The 22,961-nt window shown below is 64.1% G+C and carries 18 protein-coding genes, 3 tRNA genes and 1 pseudogene; 10 read left to right on the forward strand and 12 right to left on the reverse strand.

Going from position 1 to position 22,961, the window contains the following annotated elements; translation table 11 throughout:
- Positions 1 to 233 precede the first annotated feature (233 nt).
- Together PG887_RS14075 and PG887_RS14080 are read right to left on the reverse strand one after the other, a co-directional pair.
- A complete protein-coding gene (locus tag PG887_RS14075) occupies positions 234 to 749 on the reverse strand; it encodes a phosphoribosyltransferase (protein ID WP_223931726.1) in 516 nt (171 codons plus the stop codon).
- Positions 746 to 1,072, reverse strand: coding sequence for a hypothetical protein (locus PG887_RS14080; RefSeq protein WP_109112550.1), 327 nt, complete (start codon positions 1,070 to 1,072; stop codon positions 746 to 748). The genes PG887_RS14075 and PG887_RS14080 overlap by 4 nt, the downstream gene beginning before the upstream one ends.
- A gap of 272 nt (positions 1,073 to 1,344) precedes the next feature.
- Here PG887_RS14080 and PG887_RS14085 point away from each other — a divergent pair, with 272 nt between their 5' ends.
- From PG887_RS14085 to PG887_RS14095, 3 genes are read left to right on the forward strand one after another with little or no spacing between them, the layout of a single operon-like run.
- A complete protein-coding gene (locus PG887_RS14085; protein WP_268915871.1) occupies positions 1,345 to 1,473 on the forward strand; it encodes a hypothetical protein in 129 nt (42 codons plus the stop codon).
- A 60-nt stretch (positions 1,474 to 1,533) separates the two neighbouring features.
- Positions 1,534 to 1,824 (forward strand): hypothetical protein, encoded by a 291-nt coding sequence (locus PG887_RS14090; protein ID WP_201890075.1) that lies wholly within the window; start codon positions 1,534 to 1,536, stop codon positions 1,822 to 1,824.
- 9 nt (positions 1,825 to 1,833) lie between these two features.
- Positions 1,834 to 2,868, forward strand: a complete 1,035-nt coding sequence (locus PG887_RS14095; protein WP_201890074.1) for a DeoR/GlpR family DNA-binding transcription regulator — start codon at positions 1,834 to 1,836, stop codon at positions 2,866 to 2,868.
- A gap of 100 nt (positions 2,869 to 2,968) precedes the next feature.
- On the opposite strand, the pseudogene katG reads toward PG887_RS14095, so the two are convergent.
- The 4 genes and pseudogenes from katG to PG887_RS14115 form a co-directional block, all read right to left on the reverse strand.
- Positions 2,969 to 5,142, reverse strand: a pseudogene (gene katG, locus PG887_RS14100) (catalase/peroxidase HPI).
- A gap of 521 nt (positions 5,143 to 5,663) precedes the next feature.
- Positions 5,664 to 5,739 (reverse strand) — tRNA-His (locus PG887_RS14105).
- Positions 5,740 to 5,785: 46 nt separating this feature from the next.
- Positions 5,786 to 5,862, reverse strand: a tRNA-Arg gene (locus PG887_RS14110).
- A 36-nt stretch (positions 5,863 to 5,898) separates the two neighbouring features.
- Positions 5,899 to 5,975 (reverse strand) — tRNA-Pro (locus PG887_RS14115).
- Between the two features lie 203 nt (positions 5,976 to 6,178).
- Here PG887_RS14115 and folD point away from each other — a divergent pair.
- Positions 6,179 to 7,036 carry a bifunctional methylenetetrahydrofolate dehydrogenase/methenyltetrahydrofolate cyclohydrolase FolD gene (gene folD / locus PG887_RS14120; RefSeq protein ID WP_010674955.1) on the forward strand — a complete coding sequence of 286 codons (858 nt, stop codon included), beginning with the start codon at positions 6,179 to 6,181 and terminating at the stop codon, positions 7,034 to 7,036.
- Positions 7,037 to 7,119: 83 nt separating this feature from the next.
- Here the strand turns inward: folD and PG887_RS14125 are convergent, their stop codons facing one another.
- From PG887_RS14125 to PG887_RS14135, 3 genes are all read right to left on the reverse strand, one after another.
- Entirely contained in the window at positions 7,120 to 8,283 is a 1,164-nt protein-coding gene (locus PG887_RS14125) for a trans-sulfuration enzyme family protein (RefSeq protein ID WP_270821997.1), read from the reverse strand.
- Between the two features lie 92 nt (positions 8,284 to 8,375).
- Entirely contained in the window at positions 8,376 to 9,398 is a 1,023-nt protein-coding gene (locus PG887_RS14130) for an isopenicillin N synthase family dioxygenase (protein WP_270821999.1), read from the reverse strand.
- A gap of 347 nt (positions 9,399 to 9,745) precedes the next feature.
- Positions 9,746 to 10,384 carry an NAD(P)-dependent oxidoreductase gene (locus tag PG887_RS14135; protein ID WP_221435751.1) on the reverse strand — a complete coding sequence of 213 codons (639 nt, stop codon included), beginning with the start codon at positions 10,382 to 10,384 and terminating at the stop codon, positions 9,746 to 9,748.
- A gap of 100 nt (positions 10,385 to 10,484) precedes the next feature.
- Between PG887_RS14135 and PG887_RS14140 the strand changes: the two genes are divergently transcribed.
- Positions 10,485 to 11,384, forward strand: a complete 900-nt coding sequence (locus PG887_RS14140) for a LysR family transcriptional regulator (protein ID WP_270822000.1) — start codon at positions 10,485 to 10,487, stop codon at positions 11,382 to 11,384.
- A 116-nt stretch (positions 11,385 to 11,500) separates the two neighbouring features.
- Positions 11,501 to 12,400: an AraC family transcriptional regulator gene (locus PG887_RS14145; RefSeq protein ID WP_270822001.1), complete on the forward strand. Its 900-nt coding sequence runs from the start codon at positions 11,501 to 11,503 to the stop codon at positions 12,398 to 12,400.
- Here the strand turns inward: PG887_RS14145 and PG887_RS14150 are convergent.
- Entirely contained in the window at positions 12,397 to 13,524 is a 1,128-nt protein-coding gene (locus PG887_RS14150; RefSeq protein WP_270822002.1) for an EAL domain-containing protein, read from the reverse strand. The two genes, PG887_RS14145 and PG887_RS14150, sit on opposite strands and share 4 nt — an antisense overlap.
- A 434-nt stretch (positions 13,525 to 13,958) precedes the next feature.
- Between PG887_RS14150 and PG887_RS14155 the strand changes: the two genes are divergently transcribed.
- Positions 13,959 to 16,103, forward strand: coding sequence for a TonB-dependent siderophore receptor (locus PG887_RS14155; RefSeq protein ID WP_270822005.1), 2,145 nt, complete (start codon positions 13,959 to 13,961; stop codon positions 16,101 to 16,103).
- Positions 16,104 to 16,141: 38 nt separating this feature from the next.
- Positions 16,142 to 16,954, forward strand: a complete 813-nt coding sequence (locus PG887_RS14160; protein ID WP_203765039.1) for a siderophore ferric iron reductase — start codon at positions 16,142 to 16,144, stop codon at positions 16,952 to 16,954.
- 73 nt (positions 16,955 to 17,027) lie between these two features.
- On the opposite strand, the gene PG887_RS14165 is transcribed toward PG887_RS14160, so the two are convergent.
- On the reverse strand, positions 17,028 to 17,963 hold the full coding sequence (locus PG887_RS14165) for a LysR substrate-binding domain-containing protein (protein ID WP_270822007.1): 936 nt from the start codon (positions 17,961 to 17,963) through the stop codon (positions 17,028 to 17,030).
- A 161-nt stretch (positions 17,964 to 18,124) separates the two neighbouring features.
- Here PG887_RS14165 and metE point away from each other — a divergent pair, with 161 nt between their 5' ends.
- Entirely contained in the window at positions 18,125 to 20,389 is a 2,265-nt protein-coding gene (gene metE, locus PG887_RS14170) for a 5-methyltetrahydropteroyltriglutamate--homocysteine S-methyltransferase (RefSeq protein WP_270822008.1), read from the forward strand.
- A 93-nt stretch (positions 20,390 to 20,482) separates the two neighbouring features.
- Here the strand turns inward: metE and PG887_RS14175 are convergent, their stop codons facing one another.
- Positions 20,483 to 21,595, reverse strand: a complete 1,113-nt coding sequence (locus tag PG887_RS14175) for a glycosyltransferase family 9 protein (protein ID WP_270822011.1) — start codon at positions 21,593 to 21,595, stop codon at positions 20,483 to 20,485.
- Positions 21,596 to 21,772: 177 nt separating this feature from the next.
- Here PG887_RS14175 and PG887_RS14180 point away from each other — a divergent pair, with 177 nt between their 5' ends.
- Positions 21,773 to 22,897 (forward strand): HPP family protein, encoded by a 1,125-nt coding sequence (locus tag PG887_RS14180; RefSeq protein ID WP_270822013.1) that lies wholly within the window; start codon positions 21,773 to 21,775, stop codon positions 22,895 to 22,897.
- The last annotated feature ends 64 nt before the right edge of the window (positions 22,898 to 22,961 follow it).

Genomic DNA, 22,961 nt, shown 5'->3' on the forward strand with positions numbered 1-22,961 from the left:
GCCCGAGAAACCCGAGCCGGAGCAAAAAGAGGCTGCTTAAAACAGCTTTGCGCGACAACTATCTTGAAAAACGCCGCTGGTCTCCACCCGGTATCGACAGGCGGGTGGACTAGCCCTGCTGGAGTGGCATAGGCCGTACACCGGGCGACACCGGGATGTAGTCTGGTCAATGCCTCCCTTGCTGTCAGGTTTATCCTGATCGGTTTATCGCTCCCTAACCTTGTCCCGTCCCGTTATCTCTTCAACCTGGAGATATAGGGGATATTCCGGTACTTGTGCTCCCAGGGCAGGCCGTAGCCCACCAGCAGGTCATCGCTCGTCATCTCGTAGGCATAAAACTGCTCGGCGGGGATAGCCACGCGCCCCGGTTTGACAAACAGGGTCGCGATGGACAGCGAGCGTGGCGCGAATGCCTGCAGGTGCGCGACCAGCCGCTTCATGGTGCCCCCCGATTCGATGGCGTCGTCCATCAGGATGACGTCTCTGCCCCGGATGCCGACATTGTCGTGAAAGACGATGGGAGAGGCGTTGTGGCGCTCCCCCGGAGTGTGGGGGCAGGAGATGTAGTCCATGGCGATATCAAAGCGCAGCGCCCTGACGATATCGGCGGTAAACAGCATGCCGCCCGGCACCACGGTGATCACCACCGCCTCCGTGAATCGCGCGTTGAGCCGTTTGGCGATGACCTCGACGCCGAGCGCAATGTCCTCGGTTTTCAATACCACGTCGCCGAAAACAGGGTTTCTCATGGCAGCTCCTGACAGGTTGTAGAAAGAGGGGTGGCCCGGGGTGCCAGCCCCACGCCTCTGCTGAGGAGCAGGGCCAGCACCATCAGCAAAACGACGCCGTGGAGGGCAGCCGGCAGACCGAAGGCGTCGGCGACAAAGCCGACCAGGGCGGGGCTGGAGAACACCCCGACATAGCCCAGGGTGGCGTCGCTTATCTGGGCGTTCAGTTTGGCTAAGGGGATGATGGAGGCCCAGGCCGCCGTGGCAAAGCCCGAGCATAAGAAGGTGGCTCGGGTGGCGAGCCGCTCGTGCCGGGGCCGCCGACTGGAGAGTGTGGACAACATGGGGTCTCCTTGGATGACAGTCGAAGGAGGGGGCTGTGCCTGGGATCCTCCGAGCGAGGAGGTCATGCTATGATCATTTCGAGCTCATATGAACAAAAATGACCTTTTATTTGTTTGTGTGTGTTCATTGTGGCGATATGATGACCGCGGTCAGCATGCATACATCCGAGGTAACAGCATGATCACGCTCATCATCACGGACATGGACGGCACCTTCCTCATATAGCAGGGGGGATAACAACCGAGCCCTGTTCGCCGAGGTGGTTGCCGCCATGGCGCAGCAGGGGATAGATTTTGCGCCCTGCACGGGAAAACAGGTCGACCGGGTCGAGGCGCGGCTGGGGGCGCAGAGCGCGAATTTCTGGATCCTGGAAGACAGCGCCACCCGCATCAAGCACTAGGGGCGCTACGTCTATCAGTCGCTGCTGGGTAACGCCCTGGGCCTGGCCATCATCCGTCGGTTGGAGCGTCTGCCGGGCGAGCATATCGTCATCGCCTGCACGGCGGCCTGCGCGACGATCCGGGAGGCGGTGCCGGATCATCTGAAAGCCTTGGTGCGTCGCTCCTACACCCAGGTGCAGACGGTCGCCGATTTTGGCGACATCACCACGGACGTTGTGAAGATCACCCTCTATGACAAGCAGGGCCGCTGCCTGGATCTGCGGGGCCAGCTTGGCGAGTGTGATGACGAGGCCTACATAGTGGCGTCCGACAAGCAGTGGATAGACATCGCCAATGCCGGCGTGCACTAGGGGACAACGGTGGCCAGGTTGCAGCAGCTGGTCGGCGCCGGTCGCCATGAGACCCTGGTCTTTGGCGACGGGCTCAATGACATCGAGCTGATGGCGTGCGCCGACTTCAGTTTCGCCATGCGCAATGGCCACGACGGACCAAGGATGCCGCCCATTTCATCACCCGCTCGAACGATGAAGACGCCGTCATGCACACCATCTTGCAACTGCTCGCACTGCAGAGGCTGGGGGCGTGAGGCGGGCCGGGCGATGATCGCCCGGCCATTACAAGGGAACACCATGGACAAGTATTCACCGGAGGAGCGACGGCTCCTCATTCTGGATCTGCTGGCCGCGCACCACAAAGTGATGGCGGCGGAGCTGGCGGAGCCGCTGGGCACCACGGAGGCGACCATCAGGCGGGATCTGCGCTATCTGGCCGATGAGGGGCGCTGCAAGCGCATTCACGGTGGCGCCATCTCCCTGTCGCCCCAGACGGGGACCCTGACCGAACGCAGCACCCAGCATGTGGCGCAGAAGCAGGCCCTGGCCGTGGCCGCCCTGAGCCTGGTCAAACCGAACCAGCTGATCTTCCTGGATGCCAGCAGCACCCACCTGCTGCTGGCCTCCCTCATGCCGGAACACCAGGGCCTGACGGTGGTGACCAACAGCCCGGCTATCGCCTGCCGGCTGCTGGAGAGACCAGGCATCAGGACCATCCTCATCGGTGGCGAGCAGGATCCGCTGGTCGGCGGGGCCGTCGACATCACGGCGGCCGAGGGCATCAACAAGTTCCGCTTCGACCTCGGCTTTCTGGGGGTCTGCGCCTGGTCCTCGGATCTCGGCTTTAGCGCCGTGCATTACCAGGACAGCGAGTTCAAGCGCCGGGTCGCGGAGCGTTGCGGCTCGCTGGCGGTGCTGTGCAATGACGACAAGCTGGAGTCCCTGGCCTCCTACCCCTTCCTGCACGCCGCGGATCTCGACTACCTGATCTGCACCCGGCAGGACCCCGCCCTGCTCAAGGCGTTAGAAGGTGAGGGCTGCACCGTGATCACCGCCGGCTGATGCCGCCGCGAGAAGAGCGGGGAGAGGCCGGGGGCTGGAAGCGGCCCATAAAAAACGCCCCGTTAGCGGGGCGTTGGGAACGGGGCGCCTGCCAGCGTCATCAGGCGAGGTCGAAGCGATCCAGATTCATCACCTTGGTCCAGGCCGCCACGAAGTCCTTCACGAACTTCTCCTTGGCATCCGCACTGGCGTAGACCTCCGCCAGGGCGCGCAGCTGGGAGTTGGAACCGAACACCAGATCGACCCGGGTTCCGGTCCACTTCACCTTGCCGCTCTGGCGATCACGGCCTTCATAGACTCCCTGGCTGCCCGCCTCCGGCTTCCACTCCGTGCCCATGTCGAGCAGGTTGACGAAGAAGTCGTTGGAGAGGGTACCCGGGGCGGCGGTAAAGACCCCGTGGCAGTTGCCCGCGTTGGTGCCGAGCACCCGCATACCGCCCACCAGTACCGTCATCTCGGGGGCACTCAGGGTGAGCAGCTGCGCCTTGTCGATCAGCATGGTCTCCGCGAAGCCCGCACACTCGCCCGCGTAGTTGCGAAATCCATCTGCGAGGGGCTCGAGCACGGCAAAGGAGTCGACATCGGTCTGGGCCTGGGAGGCGTCCATGCGACCTGGAGTGAAGGGCACGGTCACGGCGACACCGGCTCTCTTCGCGGCCTGCTCGACCCCTACGCCGCCCGCCAGCACGATGAGATCGGCGAGGGAGACCCGCTTGCCGCCGGTGGCGGAAGCGTTGAAGGTCTGCTGTATCCCGTCGAGGGCCTGAAGCACTTTCGCAAGCTGGGCAGGCTGGTTCACGGCCCACTCCTTTTGCGGTGCCAGGCGGATGCGGGCACCGTTGGCGCCACCGCGTTTGTCAGAGCCACGGAAGGTGGACGCGGAAGCCCAGGCGGTCGACACCAGCTCAGCCACGGACAGGGAGGTCGCCAGGATCTGCTCCTTGAGCAGGGCCACGTCCTTGTCATCGATCAGGGGATGATTGACGGCGGGGATGGGGTCTTGCCAGATCAGCTCCTCTTGGGTACTTCCGGCCCCAGGTAGCGGGCAATGGGGCCCATGTCGCGGTGGGTCAGCTTGAACCAGGCGCGGGCGAAGGCATCGGCAAAAGCCTGCGGATCCTCGTAGAAGTGGCGGGAGATCTTGCCAAACTCGGGGTCAAAGCGCAGGGTCAGGTCGGTAGTGAGCATGGTCGGCTTGTGGAACTTGCCCGGGATGTGCGCATCGGGAATGATCTCCGGGGCATCCTTGGCCACCCACTGCTTGGCGCCGGCTGGCGATTTGGTCAGCTCCCACTCGTAGTTGAACAGATTTTCAAAGAAGTTGTTGCTCCACAGGGCCGGTGTCTTGGTCCAGGTCACTTCGAGCCCGCTCGAGACGGTGTCCTTGCCATGGCCGCTGCCGAAGTCGCTCATCCAGCCGAGGCCCTGGGCCTCCAGAGGCGCGGCTTCCGGCTCTGGCCCCTTGTGGGATTCGGGCGCGGCGCCGTGGGCCTTGCCGAAGGTGTGGCCGCCCGCGATAAGGGCGACCGTCTCTTCATCGTTCATGGCCATGCGACCGAAGGTGGAACGGATGTCCTTGGCAGCCTCCATGTAGTCACCGCTGGCGTTGGGCCCTTCCGGGTTGACGTAGATGAGGCCCATGTGGGTGGCCCCGAAGGGGGCCGTGAGCTCGCGATCGCCCTTGACCCGATCGGGATCGACCCCGAGCCAGGCAATTTCATCCCCCCAGTTGACGTCCTGATCCGGCTCCCACACGTCGGGCCGCCCACCGCCAAAGCCGAAGGTGCGAAAACCCATGGTCTCCAGGGCGACGTTGCCGGCGAGGATCAGCAGATCGGCCCAGGAGATCTTGTTGCCGTATTTCTGCTTGATGGGCCAGAGCAGGCGACGGGACTTGTCGATGTTGACGTTGTCAGGCCAGCTATTGAGGGGGGCGAAGCGCTGTTGGCCACGGCCGCCACCACCGCGACCGTCGGTGGTGCGATAGGTGCCCGCAGCATGCCAGGTCATGCGGATGAACTGGGGGCCGTAGTGACCGAAGTCCGCCGGCCACCACTCCTGGGAATCCGTCATCAGCTTGACCAGATCTCTCTTGAGTGCCTTGTAATCCAGGCTGGCGAAGGCCTTGGCGTAGTCAAAGTCCTTGTCCATGGGATCGGCGCCGGGGGAATGCTGATGCAGCAGATCCAGCCGCAACTGGTTCGGCCACCAATCTCGATTGGTTCTGCCGACGCCGGCGGTGTGGTTGAAGGGGCATTTGCTTTCTTCACTCATCTCTGTCTCTCCTTGGCAGTCATGTGCAATGCAGACAACTCAGTATGGGAACTTTTCCTGCAACCGGCGGGGCATGTGACAGGTTAGGCCTTGGACCGGCATCGGGGGGTTATCAATAACTCCTTATATTTCAGCTAATTGATTAAGAATGGGATGACCGTATTACGAAAAGATGAATCGGTGCCATCGAATTTGGCTGCTCCTGGACAAGGGATAAGAGAAGGAAGGAGCGCCCTGGCAGCCGTGTTATCAATTTTTTTATCCATAACACGAGGGATCAGACCTGGACTTGCGCTGGGTCATGGCATGAGGAGGGCTTGTCTTGAGCGGGGCAGAAAACCCCATTTTTGTGACGGCGGTCCGGATTGCGTCCTGAGCAGGGCGCCGAGCGCCAGAGGATGGGGTGGGGGCGTTGCGCCAAAAAGCGGACGGCGCAGAAACAAAAAGACCGGCCAGTGGCCGGTCCAAACAGACAGCGTGCTGCTGTCTCATCAGGCTGATCCCAGCCTGGAGGGGAATAATGGGGTGGCTGATGGGGCTCGAACCCACGACAACCGGAATCACAATCCGGGACTCTACCAACTGAGCTACAGCCACCACTGAAATCTGCCTTCGATACAGCAATCAAACTCATGTGTATCTATGGCGCGCCCTGCAGGATTCGAACCTGCGACCCACGGCTTAGAAGGCCGTTGCTCTATCCGACTGAGCTAAGGGCGCGTTGTATCAAGAAATCCGGGGATTTCCCGATGAACCTGGTCGGTGATAAAGGATTCGAACCTTTGACCCTCTGGTCCCAAACCAGATGCGCTACCGGGCTGCGCTAATCACCGAAAATTCGCCATCCAGCATACCTTCGGCGGCACCACTGGACAACGGGCGGGCATCATACCCAAGCGCCAAAGTCAGCGTCAACGACTTTTTCCGCCAGTAAATTCAAGTGCCTACTTATTGCCCTCCCTGCGAGAGCCGCTAACACCCGCGCCAAAAAAATGCGACAATGCGCCGCAGTTGAACACATGGTGAGTGAAGAACGATGTCTGCCAAAATCATTGATGGAAAACAGGTTGCGCAAACGATTCGCAATCAGGTCGCCGCGCAAGTCCAGCAGCGGTTGGCGCAGGGGAAACGGGCACCGGGTCTGGCGGTGATCCTGGTGGGGCTGGATCCGGCCTCCCAAGTCTATGTGGGCAGCAAACGTCGCGCTTGTGAAGAGGTGGGATTTGTTTCCCGCTCCTATGACCTCAGCGCCACGGCGACACAAGCGGAGCTGCTGTCCCTGATCGACCAGCTCAACGAGGATCCGGAAGTGGACGGCATCCTGGTGCAGTTGCCCTTGCCGGCCCACTGCGATACCACCCAGGTGCTGGAGCGCATTCGTCCCGACAAGGACGTTGATGGCTTCCATCCCTACAACGTGGGTCGTCTGGCCCAGCGCATCCCGGCGCTGCGACCCTGCACCCCCAAGGGGATCATGACCCTGATCGAGACCACAGGCGTCAAGACCCATGGTCTGCATGCGGTGGTGGTCGGGGCTTCCAACATCGTGGGGCGCCCCATGACGCTGGAGCTGCTGCTGGCCGGTTGCACCACCACCACCTGTCACCGCTTCACCCAGGATCTGGAAACCCAGGTGCGCCGGGCCGACTTGCTGGTCGTGGCAGTGGGCAAGCCCAACTTCATTCCGGGGGAGTGGGTCAAACCCGGTGCCCTGGTGATCGACGTGGGCATCAACCGCCTTGCGGACGGCTCCCTGGTGGGAGATGTGGAGTATGAGACCGCGCGCAATCACGCCGCCTTCATCACGCCGGTACCGGGGGGCGTGGGCCCCATGACGGTCGCCAGCCTGATGGAGAACACCCTGAGCGCCTGCCAGGATTACCACGACGCCTGATGAGGGCGACGGGCAGAAAAGAGAAAGGGAAGGCATTGCCTTCCCTTTTTTATTGCGTCACTCCCCCGGATCGCTACTGGATATCAGAGGAGGGCCAGGGCGGCGGCCAGATCGGCAATCAGGTCGTCGGCGTCTTCCACCCCGATGCTGAAGCGGATGAGATCGTCATTGACTCCGGCGGCGAGGCGGCTTGCCTCGTCCATGGCGGCGTGGGTGGTGCTGGCCGGATGGCAGGCCAGGCTCTCGAGATCGCCCAGACTCACCGCCTGCACGAAGAGTTGCAGGTTGTCGAGCAGGGTGGCGCAGCGCTCAAACCCGCCTTCCAGCTCGATGCTCACCATGCCGCCAAAGCCGCTGGCGAAGGCGCCGAGGGCATCGTGGCCCGGATGGCTGGCAAGGCCCGGGTAGATCACCTTCTTCACCGCTGGGTGGGCATCCAGGAACTCGGCCACCTTCTGGGCGTTGTGCAGGTGGGCATCCATGCGCAGGGGAAGGGTCTTGACCCCCCGTTGCAGCAGGTAGGCCTCCTGGGGGCCGATGGGGGAGCCGATGTGCTTGAGGGCCACGGTGCGAATCGACTTCATCAGCTCATGACGACCCGCCACCACCCCGGCGATGATGTCGCCGTGGCCGCCCAGGTACTTGGTGCCGCTGTGCATGACGATGTCGATGCCAAGCTCGAGCGGGCGCAGCAGATAGGGGGTGAGGAAGGTGTTGTCACACACCGTGATGGCTCCCACCTTGCGGGCCGCCTCCACCACCACCCGCGGATCCACCACCTTGAGGGTGGGGTTGGTCAGGGTTTCAAAGAGTACCACCTTGGTGGCGGGGCGGATGTTGGCAAGCAGCGCCTGATCGCTCTCGTAGGCGGTGATCTTGATGCCGGCGCGGCTGAAGGTCTGCTTGAGGAAGGCATCGGTGCCGCCGTAGAGGGGGCCGATATAGGCCACTTCATCACCGCTGTCGGCCAGGGCATACATGATGGCACTCACCGCCGCCATGCCGCTGGCCACCACCAGTGACTCATCTGCACCTTCGAGGGCTGCCAGCTTCTGCTCCAGTTCGGCGGTGGTGGGGTTGCCAAAGCGGCTGTAGATGAAGCCGGGGGCTTGACCTGCGAAGCGCTCCTTGCCCGCCTGGGCGTTGAAGTAGCTGAAGGTGCTGCTCTGGTAGAGCGGGGTGGTGAGGGCGCCGGTCTGGGGATCGATCCGCTGGCCGCTGTGCACGCTCATGGTCTTGAATTTCATTTTTGTACTCCGTCATTGCCAGGCTGTTGCCCGACTGCTTGTGTTATCCGGGGCGCCATCGCGCCCCTTTTCTCATGTCGTGTGGCGGGTTGTCAGACTAGCGTTGGCTCGCGCTGCGGCTCGCCTGCATAGTGGCGGGCCGCCACATCCGGGTGGGAGCGCAGCCTCCCCTTGAGCACGTTTTCCCCCACCTGATAAAAGAGCGGGTTGGCGGGATCGCTCTGGGGCCCTTCGGCCAGCGCCGCCAGCTCGGGGGAGAGGCTAAGCAGTGGCACAGTCGCATCCAGCCTTGCCGCCATGAAGAAGGCGCAGGAGAGGCGCGATACCCCGGGAGGGGGGCTCACCACCCGGTGCAGGGTGGCCTTGAGGTAGCCGTCGGACGCGAGCTCCAGCAGCTCGCCGATGTTGACCACCAGGGCGCCCGGCAGGGGGGGCGCGGGGATCCAGCCATCTGCCGTCTCCACCTCGAGCCCGGAGTGATCGTCCTGCATCACCAGCGTCAGGTAGCCGGGATCCTTGTGGGCACCTACCCCCTGACCACTGCTGCCTTCGGGTTGTCCGGGGTAGTGAATGAGCTTCATGTGCTGGTAGGGGTCACCGCGAATGCTCTCGTCAAATACTCCGGCGGGCTGCCCCAGCACCTCTGCGAAAGCGTCCAGCAGGGTGAGGGTGATGTCGCTCAGTCGATCCTGCCATGCCAGCAGACGTGTCTTCATCTCGGGCAGGGCGGCGGGCCACTGGTTGGGGCCGATGAGGCGCTGCCAGGGTTCACGAATGTGCGCCACAGGCAGGGCCTGGGCCTCGTTCATGATATCGAACTGCTCCCGCAGATCCGGCCGTGCCCGGGTGAGCTCTGCCCCCACCTGGTTGTAGCCGCGAAAGTGGGGGGAGTGAACCATCTGCACCGCCAGTTTTTCTTCAAGTGGCAGGGCGAAGAAGCGGGCGGCGAGCGCCAGGGTCTCCTGGCGCGCCGATTCGCTCAGATCATGGCCCACCAGATAGAAAAAGCCCACTTCGCGGGCGGCCTGGCCAAGCTGCGCCAGCATCTGGCTGCGTGCAGCCGGGGTGCCCTTGAGGGCGGCGAGATCGATGATCGGCAATGATGGGGTGGTCATGGGCATCTCCTCACTTTCCGTGAACGGGGTCTGCGTGCCCCGGCGTGCGGGGTGTTGCGAAACCGGGGCGCACTCTTCTTGAGTGGCGCCGTTTGGGTTGAGGGTGATGCTACTGTTCGAGGTTATAAGGTGGAAGCAACAAAATATTCTTAGTTATATACAAAATTCGAAATGGAATTCGGACTTGAGCGAATAGAACGAGCATCGGGCGGCTCAGGTGGCGATCTGCCGTACCGGGTGAGGGCGACATTGGCGTGACGGAATAGACGCGGGAGAGAAAAGGCGGAGGGAGGCATCCGCCTCCCTCCGTGTGACTGTCATGGGAAGGGTTGCTGGCGCGCCTTTCCTCAATAACCCAGAGTGAAACGCTGGCGCAGGTGAGCCGGTGCTTGCACCTCGTTCAGCACCCCGTCCGCCAGATCGCCGACCGTGATCCCGGCGGGCTGCTCGCCGCTGAACAGCACCTGATCCGTGCCAAGGCGGTAACCGCCGCGCTTCTCGCCGGGTTCGAGGAACACCGGTGGGGAGACGAAACGCCAGTCGAGGGTGGTTTCCCGGCGAAGGGCGGTGAGACCATCCCGGGCCGCGAGGGCCCCTTGCTTCCACTCTGCCGGGAACTCCGGGGTGTCCACCAGCTGCACGCCCGGGGCGATTTCCAGACTGCCGGCACCGCCGACCACCAGCAGCCAGCTGTTGGCCGCGACGGCGGCGGCCACGATGGCGCTGGCCCCCTTGAGGTACTGATCGTAGATGTCCGGGGCACTCCAGCCCGGGTTGTAGGCACTGATCACCCGATCGTGCCCCTTGAGCACACTGGCCAGTGCCTGGCTGTCCTGGGCGTCCACCGCCACGGCGGTGACCAGGGGATGGGCGGCGACCTTGCTCACGTCACGCACGATGGCGGTGACCTGATGACCGCGGCTGACGGCCTCCTGGAGGATGGCTGAACCGACAAAACCGCTGGCACCGATGAGGGCAATCTTCATGGGAATTCTCCTTCACTGTGGGAATGGGGCTATCCTACGCCCCCGAGTGTGATTTAATAATCCACTTAAAATTGCATTCACTTGTAAGCAAGGCTTCATAATGGATCAGCTCAGACGCTACGCCATCTTCGCGGCCGTGGTGGAGGCGGGCAGCATGACCGGTGCCGCCAAGGCCCTCGGCATGACCCCGTCCGCCGTCAGCCAGCATATCAGTCAACTGGAGAGCCAGCTCGGCCTGCCCCTGCTGCACCGCTCCACCCGCCGCCTCAGCCTGACCGAGGCGGGGGAGGTGGTGTGGCAGGGTTGCCAGTCGTTGCAGCAGACCCTGAACGACACCGAGCTGCGCCTCTCGGAGGTGCGCGACAGCCTGCTCGGAGAAGTGCGGATCACCGCGCCGGTGGGGATGGCGGGCCAGCCCCTGGCGCGGGCGCTCTCGCCGCTGCTGCAGGCGCACCCGGGACTGGGCATCCAGATCATCGCCGACGACGAGAAGCGGGATCTCATCAAGGACCGCATCGACGTGGCGCTGCGGGTCGGCACGCTTGAAGATTCCACCCTGGTGGCCCGCAGACTGGGTCAGACCCGGATGCTGCTGTGTGCCTCGCCCGCCTATCTGGCACGCAAGGGCACGCCGCGCAGCCCGGCGGATCTGCTGGCCCACGACTGGCTGGCCTCGGACATGCTGGGGGGCGGGATACTGCTGCTGGACGAGAAGGGGGAGGCCCACAAGATCAAGCCCAAGCCCAGGGTGCTGTGCAACAACGTCTTGCCCCTGCGCCAGTTTACCCTGGCAGGGCAGGGGATTTCGCTGCAACCGGAAGGTGAAATAGAAGAAGATATCGCCACCGGTCGGTTACTCGTGCTGCTGCCGGTTTTTTCGGCCCCTCCCATGGAGATCCATGCCATCACCCCCCAGCGGGAGATCCCGGAGAAGGTGCGGCGGGTGATCAGCGCCCTTCGCAGCCACTTTGCCGAGCATGGCCAGAGCCGTCTACCCTGAGCGGGGCGGGATGAATAGCCAGGCGGTGCGCCGGCCTTGCGGTCGGCGCGACACCCCTGTTTAATGTGGCCCTCCCGGGCCAGAGCGCCCTCTGCTGGCGTGGTCTCAAGCGCATCATGACACCGACTTCTCCCCACCCACTCCGTGAGCCGGCACCCGAGGCGCGCGCCCACCTCACCCGCATCGAGCGAGTGCTCGACCACATCCATGCCAATCTGGATCAGCCGCTCTCCCTGGAGGCGCTGGCCCGGCAGAGCTGCTGGTCCCGCTGGCAGTTGCAACGGGTATTCCTGCATGAGACGGGCCAGACGGTGGCTCACTATGTGCGCGAGCTGAAGCTGAGCATGGCGGCGGAGGCGCTGCTCTCCACCCGGCTGCGGGTGCTGGATGTGGCGCTGGATCACGGGTTTGGCTCCGAAGTGAGTTTCAGCCGCGCCTTCAAGCAGCAATTTGGCTGCTCGCCGCTGGCGTATCGCAAGCGGGGCCTGCGGCTGGGGCTGCGCACGCCCCTGGTGCGGGCGGCGGTCCCCCGCTCTGCCTCTCCCAACCTGGTGCAGGTGCGCATAGAGAGCCTGCCGGTGTTCACCTTGCAGGGAGTCAGGGGCACGATCCGGGGGTTGTTCGATGCCTCACCGGATTTTCAGCAGACGGTGCCCGCCATCTGGCGAGCGCTGCGCGAGACGGGGGCGCTGGACTTGTCGAGGGAGTGGCTGGGGGTGGTGGATGTGTCGGGGGCAGGGGAGCGGCTGCCTTACTGGGCCGGAGTGGCCACGGCGGCGCCTACGCCCCCCGGCCTGTCGAGTCTCGACGTGCCGGCCCAGGAGTATGCCGTGCTCACCCACAAAGGACCCATTGCCCAGCTGGGGGAGAGCCTGCACTGGTTCATCCTGCACTGGCTGCCGGAGTCGGCATACCGGGGGCTGGACGGTTTCGAGCTGGAGCGCTATGCCCCCGGCTTTGACGGCCAGCAGCCCGACGCCACCATGGAGTACTGGCTGCCCGTCGCCCCCCGTTAGGGAAGGAGGCTCATTTCGGCATGGGGCCGGGATGGCTCCGGGCGTGTGGCGCTGGTCAGGAGATCAGTGAACTGGGCCGGTGGCAGCGGCTTGGCGAAGTAGAAGCCCTGCAAGTAGTCGATGCCATAGTGGCGTGCCATCTCGACCTGCTCCTGGGTCTCCACCCCCTCGGCGACCAGAGCCAGCCCCATGCGATGGGCGAGATCCAGGATGTTTTCGACGATATGGCGGGAGGGGCCTTCCTCTTTCATTCCTCTGATAAAGCTGCGATCGATTTTGATGATGTCCACATGGAACATCTGCAGATAGCAGAGGCTGGAGTGGCCGGTGCCAAAGTCATCGATGGCGATGAGCACGCCCAGCTCGTCCAGGGCATCGAAGATGGCGCGGGTCTGCTCGTCCGCATCCACCATCTCCCGCTCCGTCACCTCGAGCACCAGGCGCAGATCCTGGCCCGGGAAAGCGCGAAGAAAGTCGCGGCACTCGGCGACGATGTCCTGGTTTTTGAAGTGCTGGGCGCAGACATTGACGGCGACGTGAAAGCCGGGGGGCAGTCTGTCGGCCACCCCGACCAGATAATCCCGGGTCTGGGCCATCAACTGGCGGGTCATCGGCACTATGTAGCCGCACTCCTCCGCGAGGGGGATGAAGTGGTTGGGGGCAATCATCCCTTGTGTGGGATGACGCCAGCGCATCAACACTTCACAACCGCGCAGGCGCCCCTGCCTGTCCATCACGGGTTGCAGATGGGGGATGAACTCCCGGGCCGCCATGGCTCTGGCAAGCTCGCTGCGGGGGGAGTCGCTGCGCCCCCTCAGATAGAAGGTGAGCAGCCCCAGCAACAGCCCCAGCAACAGCGCCAGCACAGGGGCGGCAAGCAGGTTCTCCTGGTTGTACGCCCAGGCAAACGCCAGCACTTCCTTGTAACCGTTGAGCGCCACCAGGCGATAGGGATGAGCGGTGGGCTCGCTCTGTTGCAGACGTTGTCCCCCTTCCAGCAGGCGGGCTGCGGGCAGGGTCCTGCCGTGGCCATCGAGGGCCTGGTCCCCGAGGAGGAAGAAGAGGTTGTCCTCTCCCATCACGGCCTGCAAGGCGCCGAAGATGTGGAAGCCGTCCAGCTCCACCAGCAGGGTGCGATCGCCGGATGGCTTGGTATTGTCTCAATCAGGGCTGATAAAAGGGTGGGTATGCTATCGCCTCATTTATCAATAGCGATTGACCAGGATCAACAAGGGGAGGGCACACACGACCATACTTGTCAGATGAGTGTAAATATGGTGGTGAAAATGCCGCCATGTTCTGAATATGTGATGGTTACTTTCTAATTGGCTGTGCAAGTGAAGGCGGTGTCCTTCATCAGGCGGCCATGATGAGCCCTCCCTGAGAGCCTCGACGGCGTCGCCATCTTGCCTCCGATAGCAGATGGCATGCCTGCCACCCTCGCTTTTCCCGCTTCCCCGCCAACATGCCCCAAATTGTTAATATCGGGGCAAAATAGAACAATAAAATGCAAATGATATTTGTTACTATTCACATGCAGTAAGTAATCGAGGATCAGATGCAGCTTGTTCACCCCCCTTTGACCCTGGTCGCCGTGACCATCTCCACCCTGCTTGCAGGCTCTGTACAGGCCGCCGCGTCCGACAGCCAGGATACGGCCACCGCCGACGAGACCCTGACCGTGCTCGGCCAGACCTATCGCAACACCGCGACCAAGACCCGGCTCGACCCCATCGAGACGCCCCAGGCCATCTCGGTGGTGGATGGGGAGACCCTGTCGCTGCGCGGTGTCAGTTCGGTGAGCGAGGCGCTGCGCTACGTGCCCGGCGTCAACACCGAGCTGCGGGGCGGGGCGGTCAACCGGCTGGATCTGTTCAACATCCGTGGCTTTGACAACTACCAGAACTTCTATGACGGCCTGTTGCTCCAGTACAACGACTGGAACCTGCAACCCCAGATAGATCCGGTGGCCATCGAGCAGCTGGAGGTGTTCAAGGGGCCGACATCGGTGCTCTATGGCAGCATGCCCCCCGGCGGCATGGTCAACCTCATCGCCAAGCGCCCCCAGCGGGAGAGCAAGCACAACGTGAGCGTGGCGACCGGCACGGGCACCCTCAAGGAGATGACCCTCGACAGCACCGGTGCCATCAACGAGCAGCTCGCCTATCGGCTGGTGGGACTGGCCCGGGAGAAGGATGGCCAGGCGGTGACCTCGAAGGAGGAGCGCTACGTCTTTGCGCCGTCCCTGGACTGGCAGCTCGGCGAGCGCACCCTGCTGAGCCTCAACCTTTACTACCAGAAGGATCCCGAGGCCGGCATCTACACCACTGTGCCCGCCAGCGGCTCGGCCAAGTCCAACCCCCTGGGGCAGCTTGGCAGCGACACCTTCCTTGGTGACGAGAACTGGAACGAGTACAACCGGGACGTGACCCTGCTGGGCTACAAGCTGAGCCACGACTTCAACGAGCGCTGGCAGGTGCTGCAAAATGCCCGCTACATGGATGCGTCTGCCTATCAGCGCAACACCTACAACGCGGCCCTGGCGGCGGACAACCGCACCCTGGCCCGCAACGCCTATCTCACCGATGAAGAGTCCCGGGGCGTTGTCATCGACAACCAGCTGGCGGGCAAGGTGCAGACGGGCTCTGCCCAGCACAACCTGCTGCTCGGGGTCGATTACCAGTACCTGGATGCCCATATCCTCTACCGGGATACCCTCGACTACTCGGCGCCCAGCATCGACATTTTCAACCCGAACCATAGCCAGATAGTCCCAGAGGCACTCACTTTCAACTACCAGGATAAAAAGGTGATCCGTCAGTCCCAGACCGGCGTCTATCTGCAGGATCAGGTGCGCCTCGATCGGCTGGTGGCCATCGGCGGAGCCCGCTACGACCGCTACCGGATGGACACCGACAGCCGGACCCTCTATCAGGGGGCGGACAGCCAGTCCCTGGCCCACATTGACCAGGACAACCTCTCCTTCCGCGTCGGCGCCCTCTATGAGCTGGATGGCGGCTTCTCCCCCTATGCGAGCTATGCCGAGAGTTTCGAGCCGGTGCCGGGGGCGGACAAGCAGGGCCAGGCGTTCAAACCGGCGACCGGTCATCAGTGGGAAGGGGGCGTCAAGTTCCTCTCCGATGACATGAGCAAGACGGCGACCCTGTCGGCGTTCCACATCACCAAGAAGAACGCCCTGGTGACGGATCCGGACAATGTCTACGGGCCCAAGCTGCAGACCGGGGAGACGGTCTCCAGGGGCATCGAGCTTGAGGGGAGAGCCGATCTCACCAGCCAGCTGGATCTGGCCCTCAACTACACCCTGATGGACATGGAGATCACGCGCGACACCACCACGTTGCAGGGCAAGACGCCGGTCTGGGTCCCCAGACAGATGGCGTCGCTGTGGAGCAACTACTACCCCGGCGGCAACCTCGAGGGGATGCGGGTGGGCGCCGGCCTGCGCTACGTGGGGGAGGCCGAGATGGATGCCGCCAACACCGACAAGGTACCGGACTACCTCCTGATGGACATGTCCGCCTCCTACGATCTCGCCGCCCTCAGCGCAAGCCTGAAGGGGATGGGGGTATCGCTTGGCGCCAGCAACCTGTTCAACAAGACCTACTACTCCTGCTACGACCAGAACAACTGCTGGTTCGGGGCCGAACGAAGCGTGGAGGCGCGACTCAAATACGCATTCTGACCTTGCGCCCCGGCACGCGCCCGGGGCCCTTTCAACGAATGGGCGAGGAGAGGGCGCGCGGTGTGCCGCGCGGCCTTGGCCGGGAGAAAGCGGACGCGGAACGCGCCCTCGTCTCGGATCACCAGGCCCTGTTCGCGGCGGCGGCCAGCCTGATCCCGTCCCTCAAGGGGAACCTGGTGGCGGTCGGTGACGTGCGCCCGCCACTGACGGATACCTCCGGAGCGACGTCGGCCGAGGTGGCCGCAGCCCTCCATGCGCACTGGCAGCAGGCACACCCGGAGGCGGGGCCCGCCTACTGGCTCACCCGCAGCTGGGGCATGCTCTGCTGGCAATCCATCTATCTCGCCATGGTGGCCGTCTATCGCCATCAGGCCGTGCCTGCCCTCGACAGGCTGGGACAGGGGCATGAGGCCGGCGTGGTGTCGGGCTTTACCCTGCCGGCCGAGCCCATGATCAGAGGGGAGGTCGGCGTGTTGATCAAGACGGCCGGGGAGCGACTCCAGGCGCACTGGCAGGGGCAGTTCACCCTCCTTGGGACGGTGCAGCGGCTGCGCCCCGGTTTCGTGCGCCCGCTCCTGGCGGACGATCTGCTGGCGGCCCTGGTGCGGGTACCCGATTTCTTCGGGGAAGTGAGTCGGGAGGAGGTGAGGGCCCATGCCCCCCTCTGGCTTGAATCCTGTGGCCTGCCGTCGGCACATCTGACGGGCTGGCGCGAGGCGGGGCTGCCCCGGGACGAGGCCTTCCCGGGCTATGTGCGTCAGCGCTGCTGCCTGCACTACAAGCGCCGGGATGGGGAACTGTGTGGCAACTGCCCGCGAAGGCTGGGTGGGGCGAGGGGTGACGAGTGCTGATGCCCGACTCTTCGTCTTCGCGGGCAACCCGTGGTGAAAGCCGCCTGATCCTGGCGGCTTTTTTGTGTCCGGCTTACTGGGCCGCCATCCGGGTGCGGATGCGCTCGAACAGGCTCTGCAGGCAGGCCTGATCTTTGTCGGCGGCGCGCACGGCGCCATACATGTGGCGGCGAATGCCCTCCCCGAGAGGGCGCACCTCAAGCAGGCCCTGGCGCACGAACTCCTCGCTGGCCCAGCGGGGCAGGGCGGCGAGCCCGAGCCCGGCGGCGGCCATCTGCAGCATGACCGAGGTGTTGTCCACCGGTTTGCAACGGGCGGGCTCCACCCCGGCCGGTTGCAGGAAACGGCTGAACACGTCCATGCGCGCCCGCTCCACCGGGTAGACCAGCAGCACCTCCGGTCGCAGATCGTCCGGTGTGATGCGCCGCTGCTGGCAGAGGGGGTGATCCGGCGCCATCACCAGGGTGAGATCGAAGGCGAACAGCGGCTCGAAGTGAAGATCCCCGCGGGCCTGCACATCCGAGGTGAGCAGCAGGTCGAGCTGGCCGCCAAGCAGGGCACTGATGGCATCGAAACCCGGCACCGACTCCACCTCCAGATCCACACCGGGCCACTGGCGGCGAAAGTCCGGCAACAGCGGGAGCAGCCACTGGATGCAGCTGTGGCAATCGAGGGCCAGATGCAGCCTGCCCGCCTCGCCGCTGTGCAGGGCGACCAGCTGGCGCTCGGTCTGGGCCAGGGCGGGCAGCACCTGACGGGCCAGGGCCAGCAGATGCTGGCCTGCCGCCGTCAGCACCAGAGGGCGGCTTTTTCGAAGAAACAGCTCCAGATTGAGGCGGGTCTCCAGCTCCTTGAGCTGGTGGGAGAGGGCGGACTGGGTGAGGTTGAGGGTGAGTGCGGCCCCGGCCAGGGACCCTTGCTCGGCGAGGGCGCTGATGGTCTTCAGGTGTTTGAGATCGATGCCCAGATTGCTGCTCTGAGGGGGGCTGGATGGGGTGGGCGCGACCATGGCACTGCTCCTTTGTGCGTCAGTTGAGAAATTCTTGAGAGCCAGTTGAAGAGGATTCAATAGCCAAGGCCACCTTATCTTGTCATTTTGGATGTGTAAACATCTGGATGGCCAAACAATCCAGATCCTCATCAGATAAACGAGCATAAGGAATGGAACCTATGACCTGCGCACACACCCTGGGCTTTCCCCGTATCGGCGCCAAGCGCGAACTGAAATTTGCCCTCGAATCCTACTGGCGTGGCGACACCACCCAGGCCGAGCTGGTCGCCGTGGGCAAGAGCCTGCGTGAGCGCCACTGGCAGGCCCAGCGTACCGCCGGGGTCAACCTGCTGCCGGTGGGGGATTTCGCCTGGTACGATCAGGTGCTGGGTACCAGCCTGCTGGTGGACGCCGTGCCTGCCCGTCACCGCCACGGCGACACCGACCTCGACACCCTGTTCCGGGTGGCCCGTGGCCGTGCGCCGACCGGCCCGGCGGCGGCCGCTGCCGAGATGACCAAGTGGTTCAACACCAACTACCACTACCTGGTGCCGGAATTTTACCGTGACCAGCGCTTCAAGCTGGGCTGGAGCCAGCTCTTTGACGAGGTGGAAGAGGCCAAGGCTCTTGGGCTGCCGGTCAAGGCGGTGTTGCTGGGCCCTGTCTCCTACCTGTGGCTTGGCAAGGAGAAAGAGAGCGGCTTCTCCCGCCTCGAACTGCTGGATCGCCTGCTGATCGTCTACCTGGAGATCCTGGCCAAACTGGCGGCCCAGGGGGTGGAGTGGGTGCAAATCGACGAGCCAGCCCTGGCGCTGGACCTGCCGGACGAGTGGCGCCTGGCCTACCTCAAGGCATATGAGCGCCTGAGCGGCCCCTGCAAGCTGCTGCTCACCACCTACTTCGGGTCCGTGGCCCATCAGCGGGACATCATCACCAGTCTGAAGGTGGACGGCCTGCACCTGGATCTGGTGGCTGCCCCCGAGCAGCTCGAGACCCTGGTCCCGCACCTGCCGGCCCAGTGGGTACTCTCGGCGGGTGTCATCAACGGCCGCAACGTCTGGCGTGCCAACCTGGCCAAGCTGGCGCCGACCCTCAAGGCCTTGAAAGAAAAGCTTGGCGAGCGCCTCTGGGTGGCCTCCTCCTGTTCCTTGCTGCACAGCCCGGTGGATTTGACCCTGGAGCACGAGCTGGATCCCCAGACTCGCAGCTGGTTCGCCTTCGCCCTGCAAAAGTGCTATGAGCTGGGGCTGCTGTCCGACTACCTGGACGGTGGCGCCCTGGACAAGATCGAGGCTTACAGCCAGCCCATCGTGGATCGGGAGTCCGACAGCCGGGTTCACAAGAAGGCGGTGCAGTCACGACTCGCCAGCCTGACCAACAGTGACTTCGATCGCCAGAGCGCCTACCCGGTGCGTGCCGACGCGCAGCGCTCGGATCTGAAGCTGCCGATCCTGCCCACCACCACCATCGGCTCCTTCCCGCAGACCTCTGAAATCCGGGTGCTGCGCCAGGATTGGCGTGCCGGGCGCATCGATGACCAGGCCTACGAGGCGGGCATCCAGGCCCAGATCAAGGATGCGATTGAGCGCCAGGAGGCCATCGGGCTGGACGTGCTGGTGCACGGTGAAGCGGAGCGCAACGACATGGTGGAGTATTTCGGGGAGCTGCTGGACGGCTTTGCCATCACCCGCTTTGGCTGGGTACAGAGCTATGGCTCCCGCTGCGTCAAGCCGCCGGTGATCACCCGTGACATCGACCGCCCGACCCCCATGACCCTTGAGTGGACGAAGTTTGCCCAGAGCCTGACCGACAAGCCGGTGAAGGGCATGCTGACCGGCCCCGTGACCATTCTCTGCTGGTCCTTCCCGCGCGAAGACGTGAGCCGCGAGCAGTCCGCCCTGCAGATTGGCCTCGCCATTCGCGACGAGGTGGCTGACCTGGAAGCCGCCGGTATCAAGATCATCCAGATCGACGAGCCGGCGATCCGCGAAGGGCTGCCCCTGCGCAAGCAGGATCACCAGGCTTACCTGGACTGGGCGGTGCGCGCCTTCCGCCTGAGCGCAAGCCCGGTGGTGGACAGCACCCAGATCCACACCCACATGTGTTACAGCGACTTCAACCTCATCATCGAGGCGGTGGCGGCGCTGGACGCGGATGTGATCACCATCGAGACGAGCCGCAGCCAGATGCAGTTGCTCGAAGCGTTCGAGCGCTTCAACTACCCCAACGAGATCGGTCCGGGCGTCTACGACATCCACTCGCCGAACGTACCGAGCCAGGGCTGGATTGAAGACCTCATCCGCAAGGCTGCGCAACAAATCCCGGCAGACCGGCTCTGGGTGAACCCGGACTGCGGCCTCAAGACCCGCGGCTGGGAAGAGACCACCGCTGCCCTGAAGGTGATGGTCGATGCGACCCGGGCGCTGCGCGCCGAGCTGGCCTGAGGGCTTCCATTCACCCGGACGAGCGCCCGGTGAGTGTCACCAAGATGAGAAAGGGAAGGCGACAGCCTTCCCTCTTTTTTGCATGGCCGCTCCCTAGAGGGGGAGCAGGGCGGGCCGGGGGGAGGGCAGGTAGCGGGTAGGGGAAACCGACATCGTCACCGGGTGAGGGGCGCTTGCGAGCGCCTCGGTCAGCCACTGTTGGTCGAGGGGGATGGCATTGCGATCCTCGATCACCAGATTGAGGTGCTGGGCGCCCAGGCAGCCGTAGCGGGCGGGGTCGGTCTGGGTAAAGAGGCCAAGACAGGGCACACCGCTGGCGGCAGCCAGGTGCAGGGGACCGGTGTCGGCGCTGACGAAGAGGGAGAGGCCGCCCGTGAAGCGGGCCAGCTCCCCCATGTTGCCAAGGGAAACGTGCACGTCCCCGAGCAGGTGCTCGGGGGCGGCGGGTTCCGCGAGCTGGATCAGCAGGGCATCCGGGCTGTGACGGCGCAGATCCCCAAGCAACCGCTGCCACTGGGGCTGGGAGAGCCCCTTGCCCTTGCGGGCGCCGGTGAAAAAGCCGATCAGAGGACGGCCAGGATGGGCTCGTCGCAGCGCACTCAAGGCCGGGCTTGGCCCCTGCAACAGGCTGCCAAGGGGAATGGGTTCGGCCGGATTGCCCGGTATGCCGAGCAGTTGCAGGGGCTGGTGGGCGTAGTGGCACTCACTGTCCGGAGCCTGCGGACGCTGGAAGATGAGATCCCCGTGGCCATCGTCGAAGCCGCATTTCTCCCGGGCCTGTACCCAGGCGGCGATGAAGTGATCCGTACTGGAGGCGAAGGGGACGTAGACCCTGTCGTAGTGCTGGCGGCGCAGACGCGAGAGTGCCGAGAGGGCGCCCGGCAAGTGTCTGCCCTGCAACCGGATCTGATGAATGTGCCGCAGGGGCAGATCGGCCAGGAAGGGGAGCAGGGTGGTGGGGCTGCACACCAGCTCCAGCTCGGCGTGGGGATGGGCGCGATGAAGCTGGTGCAGGAAGGGCAGCAGGAAGAGGTTGTTGCCGATGCGGTTGGTGCTGCGAATGACCAGGATCCGGCGGGGTGCCTGCGAAGAGGGCGGCAATGCGCTGCGACTGGCAAGCCAGCCGAGCAGGGTTCGCTCCAGTCCCGCCGTCCAGACCCGGCGTTGGCCGTCGAAGCGGCGCAGGGCATCGTTGAGGTGAGTCATACCGTTGGGCTCCAGTGTTGGGATGGTGTAGAGGGTGCCAGCGGACTCTTAAGACAATGTTAAGAAGGGAAAAAGCGTGCGGATGATGGCCATGGCGGAGCGGGGTGCTGGTGCGGGACGGGGAAAAGTGGCTAGAATTGCGCATTTGAAATAAATGTTATCACCAGCGGGAGCACCATGCAGTTCAGGGATTTTTTGCCGGTATCGACCAATACCAGCGTCAAAGAGAGTTGTTACGGCGCCCTTGGCGCCTTCGTCGGCTTGCTCGGCACCGCCTTGCTGTGCCGCTGGGGGCTGGGGCTCGAGGTGCACTGGCTCATCGCCCCCATGGGGGCCTCCGCCGTGCTGCTGTTTGCCGCCCCGGCCAGCCCCCTGGCCCAGCCCTGGTCCATTCTTGTGGGCAACGGGGTGTCGGCCCTGATGGGGGTATTGAGTGCGAGTCTGGTGCCGGACATGGCTATCGCTTCGGCCCTGGCGGTGATGCTGGCCATCGCCGCCATGTTCCTCACCCGCAGCCTGCACCCGCCCGGCGGCGCCGTGGCCCTGACCGCCGTCATCGGCGGCGAGGGGATCCGGGCGCTCGGGGTCGGCTACGTGCTGCTGCCGGTGCTGCTCAACTCCCTGTTGCTGCTGAGTCTGGGGCTCCTCTACAACCGCGCTCTGGGGCGTCGTTATCCCCATGGCGGCAAGGCGGCGCCCAATCGCCACCAGACGGCGGATCCCCAGCCGAGTGCCCGACTCGCCACCCATGACATCGACTTTGCCCTGCAAAAACACGGGGAACTGCTGGACATCAGCCGCCAGGATTTGCAGGAGCTGCTGCAGGAGGCCCAGCTTCACGCCCTGCGCGAGCGGGTGGGGACGGTGCGTTGCCAGGATGTGATGTCGCGGGATCTCGTCGTGACGACGCCACAGGCGCTCGCCATGGAAGCGTGGCATCTGCTCTCCCACCACCAGATCAAGGCGCTGCCGGTGGTGGATGAGGGGGAGAGGCTGGTCGGCATCATCACCCTGCACGACCTGATGATCGACCGGGCGGGTCGCCAGCCGAGGGCGAAGGAGACCCTTGAGCAGCAGCAGGTGGCAGATCTGATGACCCGGGAGGTACAGACGGCGCGGCGCTACCAGCCTCTCTACGATCTGGTGGAGGCCTTCTCCGACGGGGGGCTGCACCACATGCCGGTGGTGGAAGGGGAGCAGCTGGTGGGCATCATCACTCAGTCCGACATGGTGGCGGCGCTCTTCACGCTGGCCCTGAAACCCGGACTGACGAGCGAGGAGGCGACCCCGGTGTCGTCATAGCCAGGGGGGCAAGAAAAAAGAGGGCGTGCCAGGCATGCCCTCTTTTTTCGCAGACTTGCACAGA

It is taken from the genome of Aeromonas sp. QDB14 (assembly GCF_027707845.1).
Lineage (GTDB): Bacteria > Pseudomonadota > Gammaproteobacteria > Enterobacterales > Aeromonadaceae > Aeromonas > Aeromonas caviae.